At 66.6% G+C, this 19,867-nt stretch carries 24 protein-coding genes; 10 read left to right on the plus strand and 14 right to left on the minus strand.

Annotated features, from left to right (window positions below; all coding sequences use genetic code 11):
• Nucleotides 1-4: 4 nt before the first annotated feature.
• The 6 genes from VGD28_RS03405 to VGD28_RS03430 all read right to left on the minus strand — a co-directional run bounded on the left by VGD28_RS03405 (nucleotide 5) and on the right by VGD28_RS03430 (nucleotide 7,011).
• On the minus strand, nucleotides 5-2,251 hold the full coding sequence (locus VGD28_RS03405; RefSeq protein WP_331026921.1) for a sensor histidine kinase: 2,247 nt from the start codon (nucleotides 2,249-2,251) through the stop codon (nucleotides 5-7).
• A gap of 128 nt (nucleotides 2,252-2,379) precedes the next feature.
• Nucleotides 2,380-2,658: a hypothetical protein gene (locus tag VGD28_RS03410; protein ID WP_331026922.1), complete on the minus strand. Its 279-nt coding sequence runs from the start codon at nucleotides 2,656-2,658 to the stop codon at nucleotides 2,380-2,382.
• Nucleotides 2,659-2,678: 20 nt separating this feature from the next.
• Nucleotides 2,679-4,127, minus strand: coding sequence for a nitrogen regulation protein NR(I) (gene ntrC, locus VGD28_RS03415; RefSeq protein WP_331026923.1), 1,449 nt, complete (start codon nucleotides 4,125-4,127; stop codon nucleotides 2,679-2,681).
• 61 nt (nucleotides 4,128-4,188) lie between these two features.
• Complete coding sequence (locus VGD28_RS03420; RefSeq protein ID WP_331026924.1) at nucleotides 4,189-5,301, minus strand: two-component system sensor histidine kinase NtrB; 1,113 nt, start codon at nucleotides 5,299-5,301, stop codon at nucleotides 4,189-4,191.
• The gene (gene dusB, locus VGD28_RS03425) at nucleotides 5,277-6,287 is read right to left on the minus strand and encodes a tRNA dihydrouridine synthase DusB (RefSeq protein ID WP_331026925.1); all 1,011 of its coding nucleotides are present in this window, start codon (nucleotides 6,285-6,287) and stop codon (nucleotides 5,277-5,279) included. Before dusB ends, VGD28_RS03420 begins: the two co-directional genes overlap by 25 nt.
• Before the next feature lie 67 nt (nucleotides 6,288-6,354).
• Entirely contained in the window at nucleotides 6,355-7,011 is a 657-nt protein-coding gene (locus VGD28_RS03430) for a trimeric intracellular cation channel family protein (protein ID WP_331026926.1), read from the minus strand.
• A 350-nt stretch (nucleotides 7,012-7,361) separates the two neighbouring features.
• Here VGD28_RS03430 and VGD28_RS03435 point away from each other — a divergent pair, with 350 nt between their 5' ends.
• From VGD28_RS03435 to VGD28_RS03445, 3 genes are read left to right on the plus strand one after another with little or no spacing between them, the layout of a single operon-like run.
• The gene (locus VGD28_RS03435) at nucleotides 7,362-8,513 is read left to right on the plus strand and encodes a bifunctional 2-C-methyl-D-erythritol 4-phosphate cytidylyltransferase/2-C-methyl-D-erythritol 2,4-cyclodiphosphate synthase (protein WP_331026927.1); all 1,152 of its coding nucleotides are present in this window, start codon (nucleotides 7,362-7,364) and stop codon (nucleotides 8,511-8,513) included.
• Nucleotides 8,514-8,517: 4 nt separating this feature from the next.
• Nucleotides 8,518-9,048, plus strand: a complete 531-nt coding sequence (locus tag VGD28_RS03440) for a hypothetical protein (RefSeq protein WP_331026928.1) — start codon at nucleotides 8,518-8,520, stop codon at nucleotides 9,046-9,048.
• Nucleotides 9,045-9,581, plus strand: a complete 537-nt coding sequence (locus VGD28_RS03445; RefSeq protein ID WP_331026929.1) for a CinA family protein — start codon at nucleotides 9,045-9,047, stop codon at nucleotides 9,579-9,581. The genes VGD28_RS03440 and VGD28_RS03445 overlap by 4 nt, the downstream gene beginning before the upstream one ends.
• Here VGD28_RS03445 and VGD28_RS03450 read toward each other — a convergent pair.
• Both VGD28_RS03450 and lipA read right to left on the minus strand, forming a co-directional pair.
• Nucleotides 9,509-10,003: a type II toxin-antitoxin system RatA family toxin gene (locus VGD28_RS03450; protein WP_331026930.1), complete on the minus strand. Its 495-nt coding sequence runs from the start codon at nucleotides 10,001-10,003 to the stop codon at nucleotides 9,509-9,511. The genes VGD28_RS03445 and VGD28_RS03450 overlap by 73 nt on opposite strands.
• Nucleotides 10,003-10,941 (minus strand): lipoyl synthase, encoded by a 939-nt coding sequence (lipA, locus tag VGD28_RS03455; RefSeq protein ID WP_331026931.1) that lies wholly within the window; start codon nucleotides 10,939-10,941, stop codon nucleotides 10,003-10,005. The genes VGD28_RS03450 and lipA overlap by 1 nt, the downstream gene beginning before the upstream one ends.
• Before the next feature lie 65 nt (nucleotides 10,942-11,006).
• Between lipA and VGD28_RS03460 the strand changes: the two genes are divergently transcribed.
• Together VGD28_RS03460 and VGD28_RS03465 are read left to right on the plus strand one after the other, a co-directional pair.
• A complete protein-coding gene (locus VGD28_RS03460) occupies nucleotides 11,007-11,642 on the plus strand; it encodes a carbonic anhydrase (RefSeq protein WP_331026932.1) in 636 nt (211 codons plus the stop codon).
• Between the two features lie 47 nt (nucleotides 11,643-11,689).
• Nucleotides 11,690-11,926: a hypothetical protein gene (locus VGD28_RS03465; RefSeq protein ID WP_331026933.1), complete on the plus strand. Its 237-nt coding sequence runs from the start codon at nucleotides 11,690-11,692 to the stop codon at nucleotides 11,924-11,926.
• Here the strand turns inward: VGD28_RS03465 and VGD28_RS03470 are convergent.
• Nucleotides 11,923-12,702, minus strand: a complete 780-nt coding sequence (locus VGD28_RS03470; protein WP_331026934.1) for a polyphosphate kinase — start codon at nucleotides 12,700-12,702, stop codon at nucleotides 11,923-11,925. The two genes, VGD28_RS03465 and VGD28_RS03470, sit on opposite strands and share 4 nt — an antisense overlap.
• Before the next feature lie 139 nt (nucleotides 12,703-12,841).
• On the opposite strand from VGD28_RS03470, the gene VGD28_RS03475 reads away from it, so the two are divergent.
• Entirely contained in the window at nucleotides 12,842-13,117 is a 276-nt protein-coding gene (locus VGD28_RS03475) for an acylphosphatase (RefSeq protein ID WP_331026935.1), read from the plus strand.
• 3 nt (nucleotides 13,118-13,120) lie between these two features.
• Here the strand turns inward: VGD28_RS03475 and VGD28_RS03480 are convergent, their stop codons facing one another.
• Together VGD28_RS03480 and epsC are read right to left on the minus strand one after the other, a co-directional pair.
• Entirely contained in the window at nucleotides 13,121-13,462 is a 342-nt protein-coding gene (locus VGD28_RS03480; protein ID WP_331026936.1) for a DUF2794 domain-containing protein, read from the minus strand.
• Nucleotides 13,459-14,157, minus strand: a complete 699-nt coding sequence (gene epsC / locus VGD28_RS03485) for a serine O-acetyltransferase EpsC (protein ID WP_331026937.1) — start codon at nucleotides 14,155-14,157, stop codon at nucleotides 13,459-13,461. The genes VGD28_RS03480 and epsC overlap by 4 nt, the downstream gene beginning before the upstream one ends.
• A 170-nt stretch (nucleotides 14,158-14,327) precedes the next feature.
• Between epsC and VGD28_RS03490 the strand changes: the two genes are divergently transcribed.
• From VGD28_RS03490 to VGD28_RS03505, 4 genes are all read left to right on the plus strand, one after another.
• The gene (locus tag VGD28_RS03490) at nucleotides 14,328-15,092 is read left to right on the plus strand and encodes a sulfite exporter TauE/SafE family protein (protein WP_331026938.1); all 765 of its coding nucleotides are present in this window, start codon (nucleotides 14,328-14,330) and stop codon (nucleotides 15,090-15,092) included.
• Between the two features lie 135 nt (nucleotides 15,093-15,227).
• A complete protein-coding gene (gene ahpC, locus VGD28_RS03495; RefSeq protein ID WP_265116188.1) occupies nucleotides 15,228-15,791 on the plus strand; it encodes an alkyl hydroperoxide reductase subunit C in 564 nt (187 codons plus the stop codon).
• Between the two features lie 112 nt (nucleotides 15,792-15,903).
• Nucleotides 15,904-17,481, plus strand: coding sequence for an alkyl hydroperoxide reductase subunit F (gene ahpF / locus VGD28_RS03500; protein WP_331026939.1), 1,578 nt, complete (start codon nucleotides 15,904-15,906; stop codon nucleotides 17,479-17,481).
• A gap of 220 nt (nucleotides 17,482-17,701) precedes the next feature.
• Nucleotides 17,702-18,637 (plus strand): hydrogen peroxide-inducible genes activator, encoded by a 936-nt coding sequence (locus VGD28_RS03505; protein WP_331026940.1) that lies wholly within the window; start codon nucleotides 17,702-17,704, stop codon nucleotides 18,635-18,637.
• On the opposite strand, the gene VGD28_RS03510 is transcribed toward VGD28_RS03505, so the two are convergent.
• The 3 genes from VGD28_RS03510 to pgsA are packed head-to-tail and all read right to left on the minus strand — an operon-like array spanning nucleotide 18,592 to nucleotide 19,852.
• Nucleotides 18,592-19,050, minus strand: a complete 459-nt coding sequence (locus VGD28_RS03510; protein WP_331026941.1) for a molybdenum cofactor biosynthesis protein MoaE — start codon at nucleotides 19,048-19,050, stop codon at nucleotides 18,592-18,594. The genes VGD28_RS03505 and VGD28_RS03510 overlap by 46 nt on opposite strands.
• Complete coding sequence (gene moaD, locus VGD28_RS03515; RefSeq protein ID WP_331026942.1) at nucleotides 19,047-19,298, minus strand: molybdopterin converting factor subunit 1; 252 nt, start codon at nucleotides 19,296-19,298, stop codon at nucleotides 19,047-19,049. Before moaD ends, VGD28_RS03510 begins: the two co-directional genes overlap by 4 nt.
• Nucleotides 19,298-19,852, minus strand: coding sequence for a CDP-diacylglycerol--glycerol-3-phosphate 3-phosphatidyltransferase (gene pgsA / locus VGD28_RS03520; protein ID WP_331026943.1), 555 nt, complete (start codon nucleotides 19,850-19,852; stop codon nucleotides 19,298-19,300). The genes moaD and pgsA overlap by 1 nt, the downstream gene beginning before the upstream one ends.
• Between the last annotated feature and the right edge of the window lie 15 nt (nucleotides 19,853-19,867).

The following is a 19,867-nucleotide window of genomic DNA, read 5'->3' on the forward strand; positions in this document are numbered from 1 at the left end:
CGCCTTACCCGTTCTTGCTTCTTGTGAGACCGGCGGGCACCGCGCCGCCGGGTTCGTCGCCGCCATTCTCCCCGCCGGTGCCGGCCATGCGCTCCAGCGTTGCGGTGTCGAAGCACAGCGTGACGCGTGTGCCGCCGCCCGGGCGGTCGGCAAAGCTCATCGTCCCGAAATGCTCCTCGACGATCTTCTTGACGATCGCGAGGCCAAGGCCGGTGCCGCGGCTGCGCGTCGTCATATAGGGCTCGACAATGCGCTCGCGCTCCGCAGGCAGGCCGATGCCGTTGTCGTCCACATCGATCAGCAGTTGACCCGGCTCGCCGGTCCGGATCGCCATCGCCACCTCGCCGGGCACGCCGTCCTCGCGGGCCTCGACCGCCTCGGTTGCGTTCTTGACCAGGTTGGTCAGCGCCTGCCCCAGCTGGCGGCGATCACACACCAGCGGCGGCACCGGATCGGGGTGAGTCATGGTGAAGCGGATCTCGGGCTTCGCCACCTCGTGCAGGAACATCGTCTGCCGTGCGATGTCGAGCAGCGATTCCTCGCGGAAGATCGGCTTGGGCATCCGCGCGAAGGACGAGAATTCATCGACCATCCGGCGCAGGTCGCCCACCTGCCGCACGATCGTGTCGGTCAGCTTGGCAAAGGTCCCGTCCTCGGCATCGACCTGCTTGCCATAGCGCCGCTGGAGCCGCTCGGCCGCCAGCTGGATCGGGGTGAGCGGGTTCTTGATCTCATGCGCGATGCGGCGCGCCACGTCGGACCAGGCAGCGCGGCGCTGGTCGAGCAGCTGCTGAGTGATGTCGTCAAAGGTCAGCACCTGCCCGCCCTCGTCGCGGGTGATCTTGACCGCCAGCGTCCGCGCCTCGCCGCCAGTGGCGAGCTGGACGATGTCCTCGCGCGCTTCGCCCTCCAGCAGGCGGTCGAGCTCGGGTGCGATCTCGGCCAGCAGCCGCCCAACCGGCGCCTCACCCGGATTGAGCAGCGCCATCGCCGAACTGTTGATCAGGCGAATGCGCCGGCCCGCGTCGATCGATACCACGCCCGCCGTGACCCCTGACATCACGGCCTCGATCAGCGCGCGGCGGCTTTCGGACTCGGCATTGGCAGCGACCAGCGCATTGGTCTGTTCCTGCAGCCGATCGGTCATCCGGTTGAATGCGGTGCCGAGGATGCCGATTTCGTCTTGTGCCTTAGATGTCGGAACGCGAGTGGTAAGATCGCCCTCGGCGACGTCCCGCGCCGCCTTCACGAGGTCGCCCACCGGCCGTACAAGCCGATCGGCGATCTGGAGGGCAACCCACACCGCGAGGCCCACGATCAACAGCGACAACACCAGCAGGGCAATATTGAACTGAAGCTGTAGCGATCGCGACCGCTCCGTTAGCGAGGTGAAGTCTCGCACCACCGCCTCTGCCCGGTTCTTGCGGCCGAGCAGTACCCGATCCACACGCGCGACATAGAGATAGGTGTCGGGCGCTTGTGGAAAACCGATCAATGCGCGCACTCGATCGCCCGCGGCCTCGACTACGGCTCCCTTCTCTCCAGCCTTGATCTTGCGCAGCGCATCACCGCTGATCTGCTGCTCGATGAGCGCTTCATACGGGTTAAGGATGATCAGAGTCTGGAATTCGCCTGACGGCATTTGCCGCACGATCGCCGATTCGGACAGCTCACGCAGCTGAGTCTGGTCAGCGAAATACCGTACAAACCGTGGGTCATCTACCGGCACTTCTGCAAGTGCATTGGCGAGATCCATTGCCATCTTTTCAGTATTGCTTTGAACGCGATATTTAAGGTCGTCGATACTGCCTTGCGCAACCGCCGAAGCATTTTCCAGCATCGACCGCGCGCGGTCCGAATACCAGAACTCGACGCCATATTGGAACAGCAGCGAAGCCACGATCGAAACGAAGATCGTCGGCACGCTCGCCAGGATCGAAAAGATCGCCACCAGCCGCACATGCAGCCGCGCACGCCCGCCCAGCGGCGATCGCGCCGCGCGCCGCATCGCGATACGGCGGCCGATCAGCACGATCAGCGCGACCAGCGGAACAAGGTTCGCCACCAGCAACAGCGCGACCAGCGGCGGGGTCAGCAGGCGTTGCGAGCCGGTATTGCCGCTGATCACCAGATAGGTGGTCAGCATCATGCCGACGGCGATCCCGAACACGATCAGCTCGAGGATGGGCGTGACCGAAAAGCGCCGCGCGGTCGGTAAAGTCTCTGCAATCGGCTCGGCGACGGCGGTCATCGTTGCATGGCTACAACAGCGCCGTTGCGATTGGAACACACGAATTCAGTGAATGTTTATGGCGCACCGCCCCGCTCACCCGCCGCAAGGCCCTCTTGCGCCGTGCTCACCGACCGCAGGAATAGCGATCATTGTGGCTTTTGCGCCATCGTCTTGATGATGTTTCGGAACGCAGCGATATCGACCGCCGTCATTCGAATAGCGGTGAATTGGGAGCCGTCCGCATATCTCACTGTCGCACTCCCGTCGCTGTTGCCAGTGATGCTTACAGCTCGAGCGCCATTAGCGCTGAAAGGCGGCGGAAGATCGGCATTTTGAGCATGAGCGACGTTGGCGATAAGCAGCACAAAGGCGCCTAGCAATAATTTACGGGACATTGTCTGCTCCACTGATGAGATACGCAGCATGCTCTGTCCGTCAGAGGGTTTCAAGGTCTCGGATCATCCTGCCGCGCGCCGCCGACATCGATCCCCAGCGTGTCGAGCCGCTTGCGCAGCGTGTTGCGGTTGATCCCCAGCGCCCGCGCCGCGCGCAGCTGGTTCTGGCCGTGGCGTGCCAGCATCGCCTCGATCAGCGGGCGCTCGACCTCGCCGATGATTCGATCATAGAGCGTGCCGTCCTCCAGCACCTTGGGTTCCTCGACCGCAATCCGCTGGAGCCGGGCGAGCACCGCCGCCTCGATCCCCTCGTCACGCGCTGCCGGGAGCAGGCTCGCCCCCTCCCCCAGCATCGTCCGCACCGCCGCCGCGTCGATCCACTCGTCGCGGTGCAGCGCGGCCATGCGCCGCATGAGGTTCTCCAGCTCGCGCACATTGCCCGGCCAGTCATGCGCCTCGAGCGTCGCGATCGCGTCGTCGCCGATCGCCTTGCGCGGCAGCCCGTCCTCCACCGCGCGGTCGAGGAAATGCCGTGCCAGCAGCTTGATGTCCTGCCGTCGCTCGCGAAGGGCGGGCAGCGCCACCGGCACCACGTTGAGCCGGTAGAACAGGTCCTCGCGGAATTGCCCCGCCACCACCTGGCCCATCAGATCTTTGTTGGTCGCCGCGACGATGCGCACGTCCGCGCGGATCGCGCGCGCGCCGCCCACCGTGGTGAACTCGCCCGATTGCAGCACGCGCAGCAGCCGCGTCTGGGCCTCCATCGGCATGTCGCCGATCTCATCGAGGAACAGCGTGCCGCCCGACGCCTGCTCGAACTTGCCCGCCACTCGCGCCGCCGCGCCGGTGAAGGCGCCCTTCTCGTGCCCGAACAGCTCGGCCTCGATCAGCTCGCGCGGGATCGCCGCCATGTTGAGTGCGACGAACGGCGCCCGCCGCCGCGGACCCAGGTCGTGGATCGCCTGCGCGACCAGCTCCTTGCCCGTCCCGCTCTCGCCGGTGATCAGCACGGTGAGCTCGTTCGAGACGACCCGCGCGATCACGCGATACACTTCCTGCATCGCCGGCGATCGGCCGATCAGCGCGACGCTATGGTCCTCGCTCGCCGCGACATCGTCGACCAGCCGCCGCCCACGCGCCAGCGCGCTCGCCACCGTCGTCGTCAGCGCATCGAGATCGAAGGGCTTGGGCAGATAGTCGAACGCCCCCGCCTCGGTCGCGCGCACCGCGGTCGCCAGCGTGTTCTGCGCCGAGAGAACGATGACCGGCAGGTCGGGATATTCCCCGGTCAGCGTCGCGACGAAATCGAGCCCGTTGCCGTCGGGCAGCACCACGTCGGTCACCACCACGTCGGGAATCGCGCTGCGCATCTCGCGCTTGAGCTCGCCGAGCGACGCCGCCGCGGTCACGCGATGCCCCGCGCGGCGCAGCGCCTGCGTCACCACGGTGCGGATCGCGGCGTCATCGTCGCAGATCAGGATCGATCCGGTGACGGTCATTGGAATCTCCCGATCCTCCCCCTGGCGGGGGAGGATAGAATGGCCCGTCGGTCCCCGACCATCACCCGTCGGCCCTCGGCAAATTGACGCGGAACACCGTCATCTCCGGATCCCCCGCCCGCGCATATTCGACCACCCCGCCCATGTCGCGGACCAGCTTCTCGACCAGCGGCAGCCCCAGCCCCTTGCCCTCGGGCTTGCCCGACACGAACGGCTCGAACAGATGGCTCGCGATGTCCGCCGGCGCACCCGGCCCGTTGTCGCTCACCGAGAATTCGATCGGCAACCACCGCCGCGGCTGATCCGGCCCCGGCCGCATCGCGACGCCATGGCGATACTGCGTCACCAGCACGATCTTCGGATCGGGCGTGTCCTTTAGCGCCTCGGCAGCGTTCTTGAGCAGGTTCATCGCCACCTGCTGGAACGCGTCCTTGTCCATCATCACCGGCGGCAGCGAGGGGTCGAACCGCTCCTCGATCGTGATCCCGCGCGCGAACCCCGCCAGCGCCACGCGCCGCGCATGGTCGAGCAGCGGATAGATGTTGTGCGGCGCCAGCTTGGGTGGACGGGTGTCGGTGAAGTCCTGCATCCGGTCGATCAGCGCCGCAATGCGGTCGACCTCGGTGGTGATCAACTGGGTGAGCTCGGCCCGGCTCTCCCCATCATTGACCCCGTCATCGTCCGCGAGCAACTGCGCCGCCCCGCGGATGCCCGACAGCGGGTTCTTGATCTCGTGCGCCAGCATCGCCGCCGCACCGATCGCCGCCCGCGCGCCCGCGCTGCGGTCTGCCCCGACCGACAACCGGCGTGATGTCGGCGCCTGATGCAGCGTCACGATCCGCCAGCCGGGATGCTCGGTGATCGGCTGCTCGATGAAGTCGACGCGCGTGCGCGGGCTGCGCGTTGGCTCGATCTCCACATCGAACGCGGCGAAGCCATGCCCGTCGCGCCGGCCGGCATAGCCCTCAGGCGGCGTCACGATCCGGTCGAGCCGCTGCCCCAGCATCGCCTTCTCGCTATGGTTGAGCAGATGCTCGCACGCCATGTTGGCGCGCACCACCCGGTCCTGCGGGTCGAGCACCAGCGCCGCCACCGGAAGGCCGCCGAAGATCTCGGTCAGGTCGGGCTCGCCGGGCTGCGGCGGCGGCCTCAGGCCGCTTCGCGCGATGGCCATTGTTCGCGAAACGGCGCGTAGAAGTCGTCGAGCATCGCCAGCACCGTCGCCGCCTTCGGCTCCTGATTCACCTTGTTGCGGAACTCGGCCGATCCGGGCAGCCCCTTGGTGTACCAGCCGATATGCTTGCGCATCAGGTTGACGCCGGTCATCTCGCCATAATGGTCGAGCATCATCGCGTAATGCTCTGCAATCAGGGCATATTGCTCGTCGATGCCCGGGTCGGGCCGCTCGCCCTTTCCGCTCAGCGCATCCATCACCTGCCGCAGCAGCCACGGCTTGCCATAGGCGCCGCGCCCGATCATCACCCCGTCCGCGCCGGATTGCTCCAGTGCCATGCGCGCATCGTCGGGCGAGCAGATGTCGCCATTGACGATCACCGGGATCGACACCGCGTCCTTGACCTTGCGGACGAACGCCCAGTCGGCGCTGCCCTTGTACATCTGGTTGCGCGTGCGGCCATGGACCGTGATCATCTTCGCCCCGATATCCTCGGCGATACGCGCCAGCTCGGGCGCATTCAGGCTGTCATGGCACCAGCCCATGCGCATCTTGACCGTCACCGGCACCTTGACCGCCTTGACGCACGCCTCGATCAGCTGCGCGGCCAGCTCGGGCACGCGCATCAGCGCCGATCCGGCGTCGCCATTGGTCACCTTGCGCACCGGGCAGCCCATGTTGATGTCGATGATCGCCGCCCCGCGATCCTCGTTGAGCTTGGCCGCCTCGCCCATCTCATAGGGCGTGCAGCCCACGAGTTGCATCGACACCGGCTCCTCGATCGGGTCCCATGCCGCCTTCTGGATCGATTGGCGCGTCTCGCGGATCGCCGCCTGGCTCGCGATCATCTCGGTGACGTTGAGCCCCGAGCCGTAACGGCGCACGAGCCGGCGGAACGGCAGGTCGGTGACCCCCGTCATCGGCGCGAGCAGCACCGGCGTCTCGACCGTCACCGGGCCGATCTGGATGGGCTTCAACATCGTCATCAGTGCCTGAAAAATAGGCAGCGGCCTCTACAGGTGCAACAAGGGAGATGCAAGCGGCCGGAATGCCCTAGCGCAGATGCGGCAGCCGCCACTCGCCGATCAGCGCAGCGGTGCGCAGCGCGAAGATCGTGATGCCGGCGATCGGCTCGGCGATGTCCTGGCGAATCCCGAACCGCTTGACCATCAGGACGAGCATTATCGCCCCGGCCACCGCGGCGGTGGCATAGAAATTCTCGTGCAGGACCGAAGGGACGCGAGCCGTGAGCACGTCGCGGAGCATGCCGCCGCCGCATCCATTGACGGTGGCGATGACCACCACGGCGGCGCCATTGAGCTTGTAGTCGAGCGACTTGCGCGCGCCCGCAGTCGCGGCAAGGGCCAGGCCGACCGCCTCGAAGACATCGACCGCGAGCGGCGGCGTGAAGCTGCCCACCGGCCCCAGGATCAACGAGGCGGCGATAACGCCCAGCGTCGCCGCCACCGCCAATGCCGCATAGCGCCAGTCACGGAAGGGAGCGGGCGGATGCTCGCCGAGCAGGAGATCGCGGATGACCGCCCCGCCGACCGATCCGACGAACGCCAGCACGAGGATGCCGAACAGGTCGAAGTCCGCCTGAACCCCCGTCAGCGCGCATTCCGTCGCCAGCACGAACGTCGCCGCCAGGTCGACGCCATCCAGCACCTTGTCGCGGACGCGGCTGGTGGCGGAATCGGCGACCGTCATCGTGGCGCCGGTCCGTTGCGATCGCCTGATCCGGGTTCATTGATTTGCGCCATATCCGCCTTCAACATGCCGCGTGCGTTGCAGTCCAAGCTAACCCGGTGCGCAAGCTGCGCAAGGCTCTAACAACTTTCCTACACGCACCCACAGCGCTAGGCAGACCGGATGCAATCCCGGCTTCTCCCTCCCTATCTTTCGCGCCCCGTCGCGCGTGCGGTGCGCTGCCGGCGCGCGGTTGCCGCCTCGTCACGCGAAACCGGTGCGTCACTGGCGCGTCACTGTCGCGCAACGGTCGCCCATCCGTTCGAATGTGTCGCCTCGGTGTCGCGTCGCCGTCGCGTGGTCGTCGCCCGATGACAACCGCCGCTCTCATTGTCGCCGCCGGAAATGGCGTCCGCGCAGGCGGAACGGTCGCCAAGCAGTTCGCCCAGCTTTGCGGAAAACCTATGCTCTCGCATAGCTTTAGCGCGCTGTCCTCTCACCCTGCCGTTACCGAAATCACTCTCGTCATCGGCGAAGGCCAGCAGGACCAGGCTCGCGAGAAACTCGGCGATTCCGTCAACTTCGTGAATCTGGTGACCGGGGGTGCTGAACGCCGCGACTCCGTCCGCGCCGGACTCGAGGCGCTCGAAGGAAAGGGCGTCACCCGCGTCCTGATCCATGACGCCGCCCGCCCCTTTGTCCCCGCGGCGGTGATCGACGCGTTGCTGGAAGCGTTGGACCAGGCCCCCGGCGCAATCCCAGCCCTCCCGGTCGCCGACACGCTGGCGAAGGGCACGGAATTCCTTGGCGATAACGTCGCCCGCGCCAACCTCAACCGCATCCAGACGCCCCAGGCTTTCCACTTCGACGCCATCCTCGCCGCCCATCGCGCCTGGCCCGCGGACGAGGAAGCCACCGACGACGCCCAGATGCTCCGCCGCATGGGCCAGGATGTCCTGCTGGTCCCCGGAGACCCCATGCTCGAGAAGATCACCCACCCGCAGGACTTCGCAGCCGCCGAGGCGCGCCATGCCGCCACGCTGATCTCGCGCAGCGCCACCGGCTTCGACGTCCATCGCTTCGAGACAGGCCAGGAACTCTGGCTCGGCGGCATCCGCATTCCCCACGACAAGGGCCTGTCGGGCCACAGCGACGCCGATGTCGCGCTCCATGCGATCACCGATGCGTTGCTCGGCACGATCGGCGCGGGCGATATCGGCATGCACTTCCCGCCGAGCGACCCCAAATGGCGCGGCGCCGCCTCCGCGCAGTTTCTCGAGCACGCCGCCAAGCTAGTGCGCGAGCAGGGCGGGATCATTGACTTCATAGACCTCACCCTGATCTGCGAGGCGCCCAAGATCGGCCCGCATCGTGAGGCGATCCGTGCCAGCATCGCCGCGCTCTTGAGCCTGCCCCTCTCGGGGGTCAGCCTCAAGGCGACCACCACCGAACGCCTCGGCTTCACCGGCCGGGGCGAGGGCATGGCCGCACAGGCCATCGCCACGGTCCGTTTGCCGGAGTAACCCTATGTGTATCCCCCGTCTCGTCGCCACGGCCTTGCTCTGGGCTGGCCTCGCCGCGTCCTCGGCCGCCTCGGCCCAGTCCGCCCGGCCCTGCCTGACGGGCAATGAGGCCGAAGCGCTGTTCCAGGTGATGCTGCCCGACATGATCCGCGAGATGGGCCGGGTCTGCTCCACGCTTCCGCCACAGAGCTTTCTGCGCCAGCCCAGCGCCGCCTTCACGGCGCGGATCAACGCCGGGGTCGCGCCAGCGATGCCCGCGGCGCAGGCCGGCATCCGCAAGTTGCTCGGGCCCGAGGGACAATTCATCGCCGATTCGCAGTTTGCGATCCCTGCGGTGCGCGCGATCGTCGCCCCGGCGATCGCGCAGGAGGTGAAGCCCGCCGACTGCCCCGGCCTCGACAAGATCGTCGCCAATCTCGCCCCGCTGCCCCCGCGGAACCTCGCTGCGGTTTTCGCGGCATTGCTCCAACTCAGTCAGAACGACGAAAAGCGCGCGCCAAGGCTGCCGATATGCCCTATGGGCCGCCCGCGATGATGGATACGATTCTTCCCAACCAGCTTGTCGAGGCCGCTCGCAAAGTGGTCGATGCGAACCGTGCGGCGGGCCGTACGGTGGCAGTGGCCGAAAGCTGCACCGGCGGCCTGGTCTGCGCCGCGATCACTGAGATTCCGGGGTCCTCCGAAGTGCTGACCGGCGGCTTCGTGACCTATTCGAACGAGGCCAAGATGGCCGAGCTCAAGGTCAGTCGCGACGTGCTGGAGACCTTCGGCGCGGTGTCGATCGCGACGGCGTGGAGCATGGCGCAGGGCGCGCTCGAAGAGAGCGGTGCGGATGTCGCGGTGGCGATCACCGGCATCGCCGGCCCCGGCGGCGGGAGCGACAAGAAGCCGGTCGGCCATGTCGTCTTCGCCCGCGCCGAGAAGGATGCCGATCCCGATGTGGTGGTGGCCGATACCCGCGAGTTCGGCGACCTCGGCCGCGGCGGCGTGCGGCTTCAGGCCGCGCTGTGCGCGCTCGAGTTGCTGCTGCCGGGCGAGCCGGCCGCGCCCGCCGAGGAATCGCCGTAGAGCTTGGCGGCGCGTTCCTCGAACGCGTTGATCATCATCCGCAGCGCGCGGTCGAACACCTGCCCCGCCAGCATCTCGAACACGCGGCTCTTGAAGGTGAAGTCCACCTCGAAATCGACCAGGCACCCGCCCTCGCCGTCCGGCCGGAACTTCCAGTCGTTGTGCAGGTGCTTCAATGGCCCTTCGAGATAGTCGACCCGGATATGCCCAGGCCGCTGCTTCTCGACCCGGCTGCTGAACGTCTCGCGCAGGCCCTTGAAGCCGACGATCAGGTCCGCGATCATCTCGGTCTCGCTGTTCGACCGCACCCGCACTGCGCTGACCCAGGGCAGGAATTCGCCATAGCGCCCGACATCAGCGACCAGGTCGAACATCTGCTCCGGCGAATAGGGCAGCCGCCGGGTCTCGTTGTGCCGCGGCATCAGGCCGGGACCGCCGCCTTTGCGAGCTTGGCGTCGCGCGCCGCCTTCATCTTCGCGAAGTCGTCGCCGGCATGGTAGCTCGACCGCGTCAGCGGCGACGAGGCGACGAGCAGGAAGCCCTTGGCCCGGGCGATCGCGGCATAGGCGTCGAACGCCTGCGGCGTCACGAAATCCTGCACCTTGGCATGGCGCGGCGTCGGCTGGAGATACTGGCCCATCGTCAGGAAATCGATGTCGGCGCTGCGCATGTCGTCCATCACCTGATGGACCTCGAGCCGCTCCTCGCCCAGCCCCAGCATTACCCCTGACTTAGTGAAGATCGACGGATCGAGCTTCTTGACCGTCTCCAGCAGCCGGATCGAGGCATAGTAGCGCGCGCCCGGGCGGATCGTCGGGTACAGCCTCGGCACCGTCTCGAGATTGTGGTTGTACACGTCGGGCCGCGCCGTGACGATCATCTCGATCGCCGCCTCGTGCTTGTTGCGGAAGTCCGGCGTCAGGATCTCGATCGTGGTCGTCGGGCTCGCCTTGCGGATCGCCTCGATCACCTTGACGAACTGCTTCGCCCCGCCGTCGGGCAAGTCGTCGCGGTCGACCGAGGTGATGACGATATGCTCCAGCCCCATCTGCACCGCGGCGTCCGCGACATTCTGCGGCTCCATCGGATCGACCATCCGCGGCATGCCGGTCTTGACGTTGCAGAAGGCGCAGGCGCGTGTGCACGTGTCGCCCAGGATCATCACCGTCGCGTGCTTCTTGCTCCAGCACTCGCCGATGTTCGGGCAGGCCGCTTCCTCGCACACGGTGGTCAGACTCTTGGCGCGCATCAGCGCGCGCGTCGCCGCAAAGCCGGCCGAGGTCGGCGCCTTGACGCGGATCCAGTCGGGCTTGCGCTGGCGTTCAGGACGGGCTTCGGGGATCGGGGCCATTTCGCTCATGGCGCGCAGATAGCGATCCCTTGACCGGCTTGCCAGCCCCCACGGCCTGCGCCATTGGGGGCGCCATGACTCACAGGCATTTCTCCGATCTCGTCGCCGGCTATCATCGGTTCCGCGCGGAGGATTGGCCGCGCGAGCATGCGCGCTGGGCGGAACTGAGTCGCGGTCAGAGCCCGAAGGTGATGGTGATCGCCTGCTCCGACAGCCGAGTCGACCCCGCCACGATCTTCGGCACGCATCCGGGCGAGGTGTTCGTGGTGCGCAACATCGCCAACCTCGTGCCCCCGTTCGAGCTGGGCGGCGGCCGCCACGGCGTCAGCGCTGCGCTGGAGTTCGCGGTGACCCAGCTCGAGGTCGAGGAGATCGTGGTGATGGGCCATGGCGCGTGCGGCGGCGTCCATGCCGCCTTCTCGCACCGGTTCGCAGGCGCGCGCCCGGGCGAAGGCGGCTTCATCGCGCACTGGGTCGACCTGCTCGACGCGGCACGCGATCGCATCGTGAAGGAGCACGGCCACGGGCCCGAGGCGATCCACGCGCTGGAGCTGGAAACCGTCCGCGTCTCGATCGCCAATTTGCGCACCTTCCCCTGCATCCCCGAGCGCGAGGCGAAGGGGCTTCTCACCATCCACGGCGCCTATTTCGCGATCGCGGACGGGGTACTGCACGTCATGGACGAAAGCGGGCAGTTCACCCCGGCCTGAGGGAACATGGCTGCTCCAGGTCCATTGAAGGACCGAGGAGACAGAACATGGACATCAACCGCACCGATAGCGCCACCAGCGATGCCGATCTGATCGAGGAAGAGGACACCTTCCCCGAAGCGCAGGGCAGCGCCGGCGGCAATCTCGCCCGCGATGTTGCTACCGAGACCGAGCGGAAGCGCGTGCGCGACCCCGAAGCGCGAGGCGATGCGAGCAAGCAGAAGGATATCGACAACAACACCGCGGTGAAGCCGGCGCGCGCCGCCGAGCACAATTCCGGCTAGGCATTCTCTGCGAGCGCGGCGCGCGCCATCTTCTCGAATTCCGGATCGAGCGCCGGCGGCTCCATCGGCACCTTCGCTTCAAGCTGATCGGCGATCGCCGTCAGCGCAGCGATGCGCGCTGCCTTGCGGCTGTTGCCATCGATCACCGTCCACGGCGCCGCCTTGGTGCTCGTCCGGTCGAACATCCCCTCGATCGCTTCGAGATACTCAGCGCGTTTCGCCCGGTTGCGATAATCGTCCGGCCCGGTCTTCCAGCGCTTCCACGGATCGTCGAGCCGCTCGAGCAGCTCCTTGTCCTGCTTTTCCTTGGTGATGTGGACGAACAGCTTCACGATGGTCGCGCCGGCCTCGATCTGCTGCGCCTCGAAATCGTTGATCTCGTCATAGCCGCGCTTCCATTCGGCCTTGCTGGCATAGCCTTCCACGCGCTCGACGAGCACGCGGCCGTACCAGCTGCGGTCGAAGATCGCGATGTGCCCCTTGGCGGGCAGCTGCTTCCAGAAGCGCCACAGGAAATGATGTGCCAGCTCGTCCTCGCTCGGTGCGCCGATCGGCATCACGGCGAAGAAGCGCGGATCCCATTGCGCCTTCAGCCGCTTGATGATCCCGCCCTTTCCGGCTGCGTCCCATCCTTCGAGCACCAGGATCGCGGGCCTCTTGTGCACGATATGCGCGACCTGGATATGCTCCAGCCGCCGCTGCACCGCGGCCAGCGCCGCATCATAATCCCCGGCGAACTTGTCGCCGCGCTCATAGTCGCTGAGGTCGATTTTCATGGGATGCAGCCTAACACCCTCGAAAGCGCGCCGAAATGCCCTGCATTTGCGCCTGAGCGGCCTTCGCAGCCGCCCCGTCCCTGAATTATGACAGCCGGGTGCGCGGCGTTCGCGCACGGGTATGCGGGATCAAGTGAATATGGCGGCGCAGCGTTTGGTGATCGAGGGGCGCGTGCAGCGCGTGGGCTATCGCGATTGGGCAGTGCGCACCGCGCGCCAGCTGGGCGTGATCGGATGGGTCCGCAACCTGCAGGACGGCCGGGTCGAGATTCTGGCGGATGGCGAGGACATGGCGCTCGACACCTTTGTCGACCGCTGCCGGGAAGGGCCGGTGATGGCCAATGTCCTGCGGGTCGATGCCATGCCGGCAGAGGCGGGCAACGTAAAGGGGTTCACCAAGCGGTTCACCGCCTGACGGCTAATCCTCCACCAGCTTCAGCAGCCGGCGCTCGACCGGCGCGAGCACCGGGCCGAGCTCATGCCCGCGCTTCAGGACTGCGCCCGCTTCGTTGACCAGCGCCCACATGCCCTGCCGGTTGCGCAGCGCGGGCCGCTTCTCGACGCGGATCTCGGGACGTTCGGCCGAGCGACGGAAGGCGGCGAAGATCGCGGCGTCGCGGCCGAGCTGGATCGCATAGTCGCGCCAATGGCCCGCAGCGACCATCCGGCCATAAAGATCGAGAATACGGGTCAACTCGGCGCGCTCGAACCCGATCTGCAGCGGCGCTCTGAGCGGAAACGGAGTGACGATCCCCGTCACGCCCGGTCGCGCTGCTTCCGGGTGCGGCTGGCAGTGTCGCGCTCCGCCAGCAGTTCATCGAGCCGCTTGCGCATCCCTTCCAGCTCGCAGCGCATGATCTCCAGCTTCTGCGTCGCCGGATCGAACATCTCGCTGCACGGCGTGCCGTAGGGGATGAAGTCCTTCTGCCACTTGTCCGCCTCGACCAGCGTCGCCTTGGCCGGGATGCCGACCATCACCGCGCCTTCGGGCACGTCCTTGGTGACGACGGCGTTGGCGCCGATGCGCGCGCGCGGGCTCACCGTGATCGGACCCAGCACCTGCGCGCCCGAGCCGATGATCACGCCGTCCATCAATGTCGGGTGCCGCTTGCCCGCGACGCCGTTGTCGGGGCTGGTTCCCCCCAGCGTCACGCATTGATAGATGGTCACGTCGTCGCCGATCTCCGCGGTCTCGCCGATCACGACGAAGCCGTGATCAATGAAGAAGTTGCGGCCGATCTTCGCGCCCGGGTGGATGTCGATCCCCGTCAGCCAGCGCGACGTGTGATTGACGAACCGCGCCAGGAAAAACAGTTCCGCCCCGTACAGCCGGTGCGCGACGCGGTGCCAGAACACCGCCCACACCCCCGGATAGAGCAGAATTTCGGCGCGGCTCCGCGGCGCGGGGTCCCGCGCGCGAATCGAATCCAGATAGGCTCCCAGACCACGGAACATGAACAGGCCCCTTTTATCAGTAACCCGATTTAGGCATCAACCGGCGCGTTTTCCAGTTTGGCGCGTTTCCGGCTTGGCCTTACTAAACACGATGTATCTTGTAGGGATTGGGAGAGGCCGCCAAACCGGGGCGCCTGTGACTGCGTTGTGACTGCACCGAAAGGGATTTGATGTTCGAAGCGATCGACTTCCAGGCACTTCTTCCCTTTATCGCAGTCGGTTTCGCCGCGCAGATCGTCGATGGCGCGCTGGGCATGGCGTTCGGCGTCATTTCCAGCACGCTGCTGGTGAGCGTGCTCGGCGTCCCCCCGGCAACAGCGTCGGCGGGCGTGCATCTGGCCGAATGCTTCACCACCGGCGTGTCGGGCATCAGTCACGCGATCCACAAGAATGTGAACTGGAGGCTGTTCTTCCGCCTGCTGGTCCCCGGCGTGATCGGCGGCGTCACCGGCGCCTATCTGCTCACCTCGCTCGATGCCTCCGTCACGCGGCCGTTCGTGATGACCTATCTCGCCGCGATCGGCATCTATCTGCTGTGGCGCGGCATCAGCTTCCCGACCCGCCACCACAAGGAGCCCAAGATCGTCGAGCCGCTCGGCCTTGCCGGCGGCTTCCTCGATGCGGCGGGCGGCGGCGGCTGGGGGCCTGTCGTCACCAGCAACCTGCTGATCCAGGGCACGCAGCCGCGCTACACGATCGGTACGGTCAACAGCGTCGAATTCTTCCTGACCCTGTCGGTGTCGATCACCTTCATCCTTCATCTCGGCCTGTCGGCCTTTACCGAGGCGGTGGTCGGCCTGCTCGTCGGCGGCGTACTTGCGGCACCCTTCGGCGCCCTGCTCGCCAAGCGCGTGCCGACCAAGACCCTGCTGATCCTCGTCGGCATCGTGCTGACCATCACCAGCAGCTACAGCGTCTATAACGCGCTGACTTGATCGTTCGATAAGTTTTTCCCGTTTGAGTGATTGTCTCGATCAATCCAAGCGAGACTTCCTGTTTCATCTCCGGTGCAGTGCAACCTATATGCGGCGTCGCACAAGCTGCATTGCATCAAACGGAGAAATCAGAACATGGCCCTCATCGGAAGCTCGCTCAAGCCGTTCACCGCGACTGCCTTCAAGGAAGGCAAGTTCGTCGATGTCACCGACGCCGACGTGCGCGGCAAGTGGGCAGTCTTCTTCTTCTATCCGGCCGACTTCACCTTCGTCTGCCCGACCGAGCTCGAGGACCTCGCCGACGTCTATCCCACGCTGCAGAAGATGGGCGTCGAGGTGTATTCGGTCTCGACCGACACCCATTTCAGCCACAAGGCCTGGCACGACACCTCGCCCGCGATCGGCAAGATCAACTATTACATGCTGGGCGACCAGAACCACACGCTGTCGACCAATTTCGACGTGCTGCGTGAGGGCCAGGGCCTCGCCGACCGCGGTACTTTCGTGATCGATCCCGAGGGCGTGATCCAGATCGTCGAGATCACCAGCGAGGGCGTCGGCCGCAACGCGCAGGAACTGCTGCGCAAGATCAAGGCGGCACAGTATGTTGCAGCGCACCCGGGCGAAGTCTGCCCGGCGAAGTGGGAAGAGGGTGAAGAGACCCTCGCCCCGTCGCTCGACCTTGTCGGCAAGATCTAAGCCGAAGATCTAAGCGCCCGCTCCCCTCTCCCCCTGTAGCGGGCGCCAAAGCGGCCCGGGGCTGACTTCCCGTAGCCCCGGGCCGTATTGTTTCCAGTTTCAGGAGTTTCCGATGCTCGACGCACATTTGAAGCAGCAGCTCGAAGGCTATCTTGTGCATATCCGCGAGTCCGTTGAGCTGGTCGCCAGCCTGGGCGACGACGCCAAGTCGCGCGAGCTCGAAACCCTGCTCACCGAGATCGCCGAGCTTTCCGGCAAGATCACGCTCGTCCGCCATGAAGACAAGCGCAAGCCCAGCTTCATGATCCGCCGTGCCGGCACCGATATCGGCGTCCGCTTCGCCGGCATCCCGATGGGGCATGAATTCACGTCGCTAGTGCTCGCCTTGCTCCAAGTCGGCGGCCACCCGTCCAAGGCGGCGCAGGACGTGATCGAGCAAGTGAAAGGCCTCGAGGGAGAGCTGCATTTCGAGACCTATTTCTCGCTCTCCTGCCAGAATTGCCCCGACGTGGTGCAGGCGCTCAACCTGATGGCCGTGCTCAACCCCAGGATCAGCCACGTCGCGATCGACGGCGCGCTGTTCAAGGACGAGGTCGATGCGCGGCAGGTGCTTGCTGTTCCGACCGTGTTCCTCAACGGCGAGCCGTTCGGTTCGGGCCGGATGGAGCTTGAGCAGATCGTCGCCAAGCTTGATAGCGGCGCCGACGCCAAGGCCGCGGCCAAGCTGGAAGCCAAGGAGCCTTATGACGTGCTCGTCGTCGGGGGCGGGCCTGCCGGTGCGGCCGCGGCGATCTACACCGCGCGCAAGGGGCTGCGCGTCGGCGTAGCTGCCGAGCGTTTCGGCGGCCAGGTGCTCGACACGATGGGCATCGAGAACTTCATCTCGGTCCCCTACACCGAAGGCCCCAAGCTCGCCGCGCAGCTCGAGAGCCACGTCAAGGAAAACGACGTCGACATCATGAACCTCCAGCGCGCCGAAAAGCTGATCCCGTCGCGCGTCCAAGGTGGGCTGCATGAAGTGGTGCTGGCCAATGGCGCGAAGCTCAAGGCCAAGACGGTCATTCTCTCCACCGGCGCGCGCTGGCGGCAGATGGGCATCCCGGGCGAGGACGAGTATCGCAACAAGGGCGTGGCCTATTGCCCGCACTGCGACGGCCCGTTGTTCAAGGGCAAGCGAGTCGCGGTGATCGGTGGCGGCAACTCGGGCGTGGAGGCCGCCATCGACTTGGCCGGCATCGTCGCGCACGTCACGCTGATCGAATATGACAGCCAGCTGCGCGCCGATGCCGTGCTCCAGCGCAAGCTCGGCAGCCTGCCCAACGTCAAGGTCATCACCTCGGCGCTCACCACCCGCGTCAACGGCGCCGAGAAGGTGACGGGCCTCACCTACAAGGACCGCAACTCGGGCGAGGAGCATGACATCGAGCTGGAGGGCATCTTCGTCCAGATCGGCCTGGTGCCCAACACCGAATGGCTCAAGGACGCGATCGCCCTCACCCCGCGCGGCGAGATCGAGATCGACGCGCGCGGCGAGACCAGCCAGCCCGGTATCTTTGCCGCGGGCGACGCGACCACCGTGCCCTACAAGCAGATCGTGATCGCGATGGGCGCCGGCTCGACCGCCGCCCTCTCCGCCTTCGATTATCTCATCCGCCTGCCCGCGGAGGAAACGCAGGCCGCTGCGGCGTAACCTATTCCTGCCCTTCAGGGGAGGTGGCATCGCGAAGCGATGACGGAGGGGCGCGCCGCGCAGACGGCGGAAATGCTTCAGCCGAATATCGCCCTCTGTGCAGCGGCCCCTCCACCACGTCCTACGGGCGCGGTCCCCCTTCCCTGAGCGAGCTCAGGGGAGGATGGTAATCATCGCCCTGGTCACTTATATCCGCGCCACCAATCGCTCGGATCGATCAATGGCGCAAACCTACCTCCCCACGCTCAAGCAGCTCCAATATCTTGTCGCGCTCAAGGACCACGGCCATTTCGGCCGCGCCGCCGAGGCGAGCTTCGTCACCCAATCCACCCTTTCCGCGGGCCTGCGCGAGCTGGAGACGCTGATCGGCGTCGTCCTGGTCGAGCGCACCCGCCGTGTCGTCCGCTTCACCCCGCTCGGCGAGCGCATCGTCGACAAGGCCCGCCGCGTGCTGCGTGAGGCCGAGGAGCTCGCCGATCTGGCGCGCGCAGCAGGCCGCCCGCTGTCGGGCGAGATGCGGATGAGCGTCATCCCCACCATCGCCCCCTTCCTGCTTCCGCGCATCCTGCCGCGCCTGCGCGCCGATTATCCCGACCTCAAGCTGTTCCTGCGCGAGGAGCCGAGCGGCGCGGCATGCGAGAGCCTCCACACCGGCCGCACCGATTGTGTGCTGCTCGCCCTCCCCTATGCCTGTGGCGATGTCGAGACCGCGCCGCTGTTCGAGGACCGCCTGTTCGTCGCCTTCCCCGAGGGCGAGTATGAGCCGGATCACGCCGCGGTCACCCCGAACGAGATCGACGAGACCCGCTTGCTCCTGCTCGAGGACGGCCATTGCCTCAAGGATCACGCCCTCGCCGCGTGCAACCGGCCCGAGCTGCGCGCCGAGGCGACGATGCTCGGCACCTCGCTCCACACGATGGTGCAGATGGTCGACAACGGCCTGGGCGTGACGATGCTGCCCGAAATGGCGCTCGATGCCGGCATCCTTGACCATACCCATGTCGCCGCGCGCCCGCTCCAGGCCGACAATCCGGCACGCCGCATCGCGCTGGTGTGGCGCAAGGCAAGCCCGCGCGAGCGGGACTTCCGCCTGCTTGCCGAGGTGCTGGCTCAGTCGGGCTTGCCCTCGGGGCCGGCCCAGCGCGCCGCGGCCTGATCGTCGCTCGCCCGCGCCGCGACCCAGCTCGCCTGCCCGTCCCGCGTCTCGCGTTTCCAGAATGGCGCCTCGGTCTTCAACCGGTCGATCAGGAAGGCACAGGCATCCAACGCCTCGCGCCGGTGCGCCGCCGCGGTCGCGACCAGCACCACGCGGTCGCCGGGCACCATCGGCCCCACGCGATGCACGATCACCGCCGAGAGCAGCTGCCAGCGCGTCATCGCCTGCTCCGCAAGGTCGCACAGCACCGCCTCGGTCATGCCGGGATAATGCTCCAGCTCCATGCCGGTCACGCCATCGTCGGCACGGACCACGCCAGTGAAGCTTGCCACGGCGCCGGCCCGGGTTTCCTCGATCCCGGCCAGCTCGCTGCCGATGTCGATCGGCGCGGGATCGACCGAAACCCGGATCATCCGCCCGTCACCGGGGGGAAGAAGGCGACTTCCAGCGCATCGCCCAGCTCGCTGTCGAGCGGAACGAAGCGCTGGTCCACCGCCGCGCGCAGCCGGGTGAGATCGGCCAGGGCCTCGGCATGGCCGGCGCTGCGGCCCTGCAGCCATTCGGCGAGATCGGCGAGCGTGCGCACGGCCTCGGGCGGCTCGACCACCTCCTCACCGGTGCCGATGCGCTCGCGGACCCAGGCGAAATAGAGCAGCCGCATCAGCTGTCCATGTGCTTGAGGCCGACGCGGAGGTAATCCCACCCCGTGATCAGCGTCAGCACGGCGGCGCCCCACAGCATCGCCAGGCTCACGTCATGCACCCAGGGCGATCCCGGCACCGCGCCTGCCAGCACCAGCCCGCCCAGCGAGGCGAGCTGAAGCGCGGTCTTCCACTTGGCCAGCGCGGAGACCGGCACCGATACCTGGATCCCGCCCAGGAACTCGCGCAGCCCGGATACCGCGATCTCGCGCAGCAGGATGATCAGCGCAGCGATCATGTGCAGATCGGCGATGATCCCCTTCGCGCACAGGATCAGGATCACCGCCGCGACCATGATCTTGTCGGCGATCGGATCGAGGAAGATGCCGAGCTTCGAGACCGTCCCGCGCGAGCGCGCGAGATAGCCGTCGAAGTAATCGGTAATCCCCATGAGGCAGTAGGTTGCGAAGGCGAGCGCATAACCGGTCTGCCAATCGCGCCACCACAGAAAGAACACCAGCAGCGGCACGGTGACGATTCGCGACAAGGTCAGGATATTGGGCAGCGTCAGCATGGTTCCGCTCTAGCA

The organism is Sphingomonas sp. (genome assembly GCF_036402235.1).
GTDB lineage: Bacteria > Pseudomonadota > Alphaproteobacteria > Sphingomonadales > Sphingomonadaceae > Sphingomonas.

What these genes read in the sequence shown, in the direction of transcription:
- VGD28_RS03405 (WP_331026921.1), bottom strand. Translation starts at nt 2,251, where the DNA reads ATGACCGCCGTCGCCGAGCCGATTGCAGAGACTTTACCGACCGCGCGG.
- VGD28_RS03410 (WP_331026922.1), bottom strand. Translation starts at nt 2,658, where the DNA reads ATGCTGCGTATCTCATCAGTGGAGCAGACAATGTCCCGTAAATTATTG.
- ntrC (WP_331026923.1), bottom strand. Translation starts at nt 4,127, where the DNA reads ATGACCGTCACCGGATCGATCCTGATCTGCGACGATGACGCCGCGATC.
- VGD28_RS03420 (WP_331026924.1), bottom strand. Translation starts at nt 5,301, where the DNA reads ATGGCCATCGCGCGAAGCGGCCTGAGGCCGCCGCCGCAGCCCGGCGAG.
- dusB (WP_331026925.1), bottom strand. Translation starts at nt 6,287, where the DNA reads ATGACGATGTTGAAGCCCATCCAGATCGGCCCGGTGACGGTCGAGACG.
- VGD28_RS03430 (WP_331026926.1), bottom strand. Translation starts at nt 7,011, where the DNA reads ATGACGGTCGCCGATTCCGCCACCAGCCGCGTCCGCGACAAGGTGCTG.
- VGD28_RS03435 (WP_331026927.1), top strand. Translation starts at nt 7,362, where the DNA reads ATGACAACCGCCGCTCTCATTGTCGCCGCCGGAAATGGCGTCCGCGCA.
- VGD28_RS03440 (WP_331026928.1), top strand. Translation starts at nt 8,518, where the DNA reads ATGTGTATCCCCCGTCTCGTCGCCACGGCCTTGCTCTGGGCTGGCCTC.
- VGD28_RS03445 (WP_331026929.1), top strand. Translation starts at nt 9,045, where the DNA reads ATGATGGATACGATTCTTCCCAACCAGCTTGTCGAGGCCGCTCGCAAA.
- VGD28_RS03450 (WP_331026930.1), bottom strand. Translation starts at nt 10,003, where the DNA reads ATGCCGCGGCACAACGAGACCCGGCGGCTGCCCTATTCGCCGGAGCAG.
- lipA (WP_331026931.1), bottom strand. Translation starts at nt 10,941, where the DNA reads ATGAGCGAAATGGCCCCGATCCCCGAAGCCCGTCCTGAACGCCAGCGC.
- VGD28_RS03460 (WP_331026932.1), top strand. Translation starts at nt 11,007, where the DNA reads ATGACTCACAGGCATTTCTCCGATCTCGTCGCCGGCTATCATCGGTTC.
- VGD28_RS03465 (WP_331026933.1), top strand. Translation starts at nt 11,690, where the DNA reads ATGGACATCAACCGCACCGATAGCGCCACCAGCGATGCCGATCTGATC.
- VGD28_RS03470 (WP_331026934.1), bottom strand. Translation starts at nt 12,702, where the DNA reads ATGAAAATCGACCTCAGCGACTATGAGCGCGGCGACAAGTTCGCCGGG.
- VGD28_RS03475 (WP_331026935.1), top strand. Translation starts at nt 12,842, where the DNA reads ATGGCGGCGCAGCGTTTGGTGATCGAGGGGCGCGTGCAGCGCGTGGGC.
- epsC (WP_331026937.1), bottom strand. Translation starts at nt 14,157, where the DNA reads ATGTTCCGTGGTCTGGGAGCCTATCTGGATTCGATTCGCGCGCGGGAC.
- VGD28_RS03490 (WP_331026938.1), top strand. Translation starts at nt 14,328, where the DNA reads ATGTTCGAAGCGATCGACTTCCAGGCACTTCTTCCCTTTATCGCAGTC.
- ahpC (WP_265116188.1), top strand. Translation starts at nt 15,228, where the DNA reads ATGGCCCTCATCGGAAGCTCGCTCAAGCCGTTCACCGCGACTGCCTTC.
- ahpF (WP_331026939.1), top strand. Translation starts at nt 15,904, where the DNA reads ATGCTCGACGCACATTTGAAGCAGCAGCTCGAAGGCTATCTTGTGCAT.
- VGD28_RS03505 (WP_331026940.1), top strand. Translation starts at nt 17,702, where the DNA reads ATGGCGCAAACCTACCTCCCCACGCTCAAGCAGCTCCAATATCTTGTC.
- VGD28_RS03510 (WP_331026941.1), bottom strand. Translation starts at nt 19,050, where the DNA reads ATGATCCGGGTTTCGGTCGATCCCGCGCCGATCGACATCGGCAGCGAG.
- moaD (WP_331026942.1), bottom strand. Translation starts at nt 19,298, where the DNA reads ATGCGGCTGCTCTATTTCGCCTGGGTCCGCGAGCGCATCGGCACCGGT.
- pgsA (WP_331026943.1), bottom strand. Translation starts at nt 19,852, where the DNA reads ATGCTGACGCTGCCCAATATCCTGACCTTGTCGCGAATCGTCACCGTG.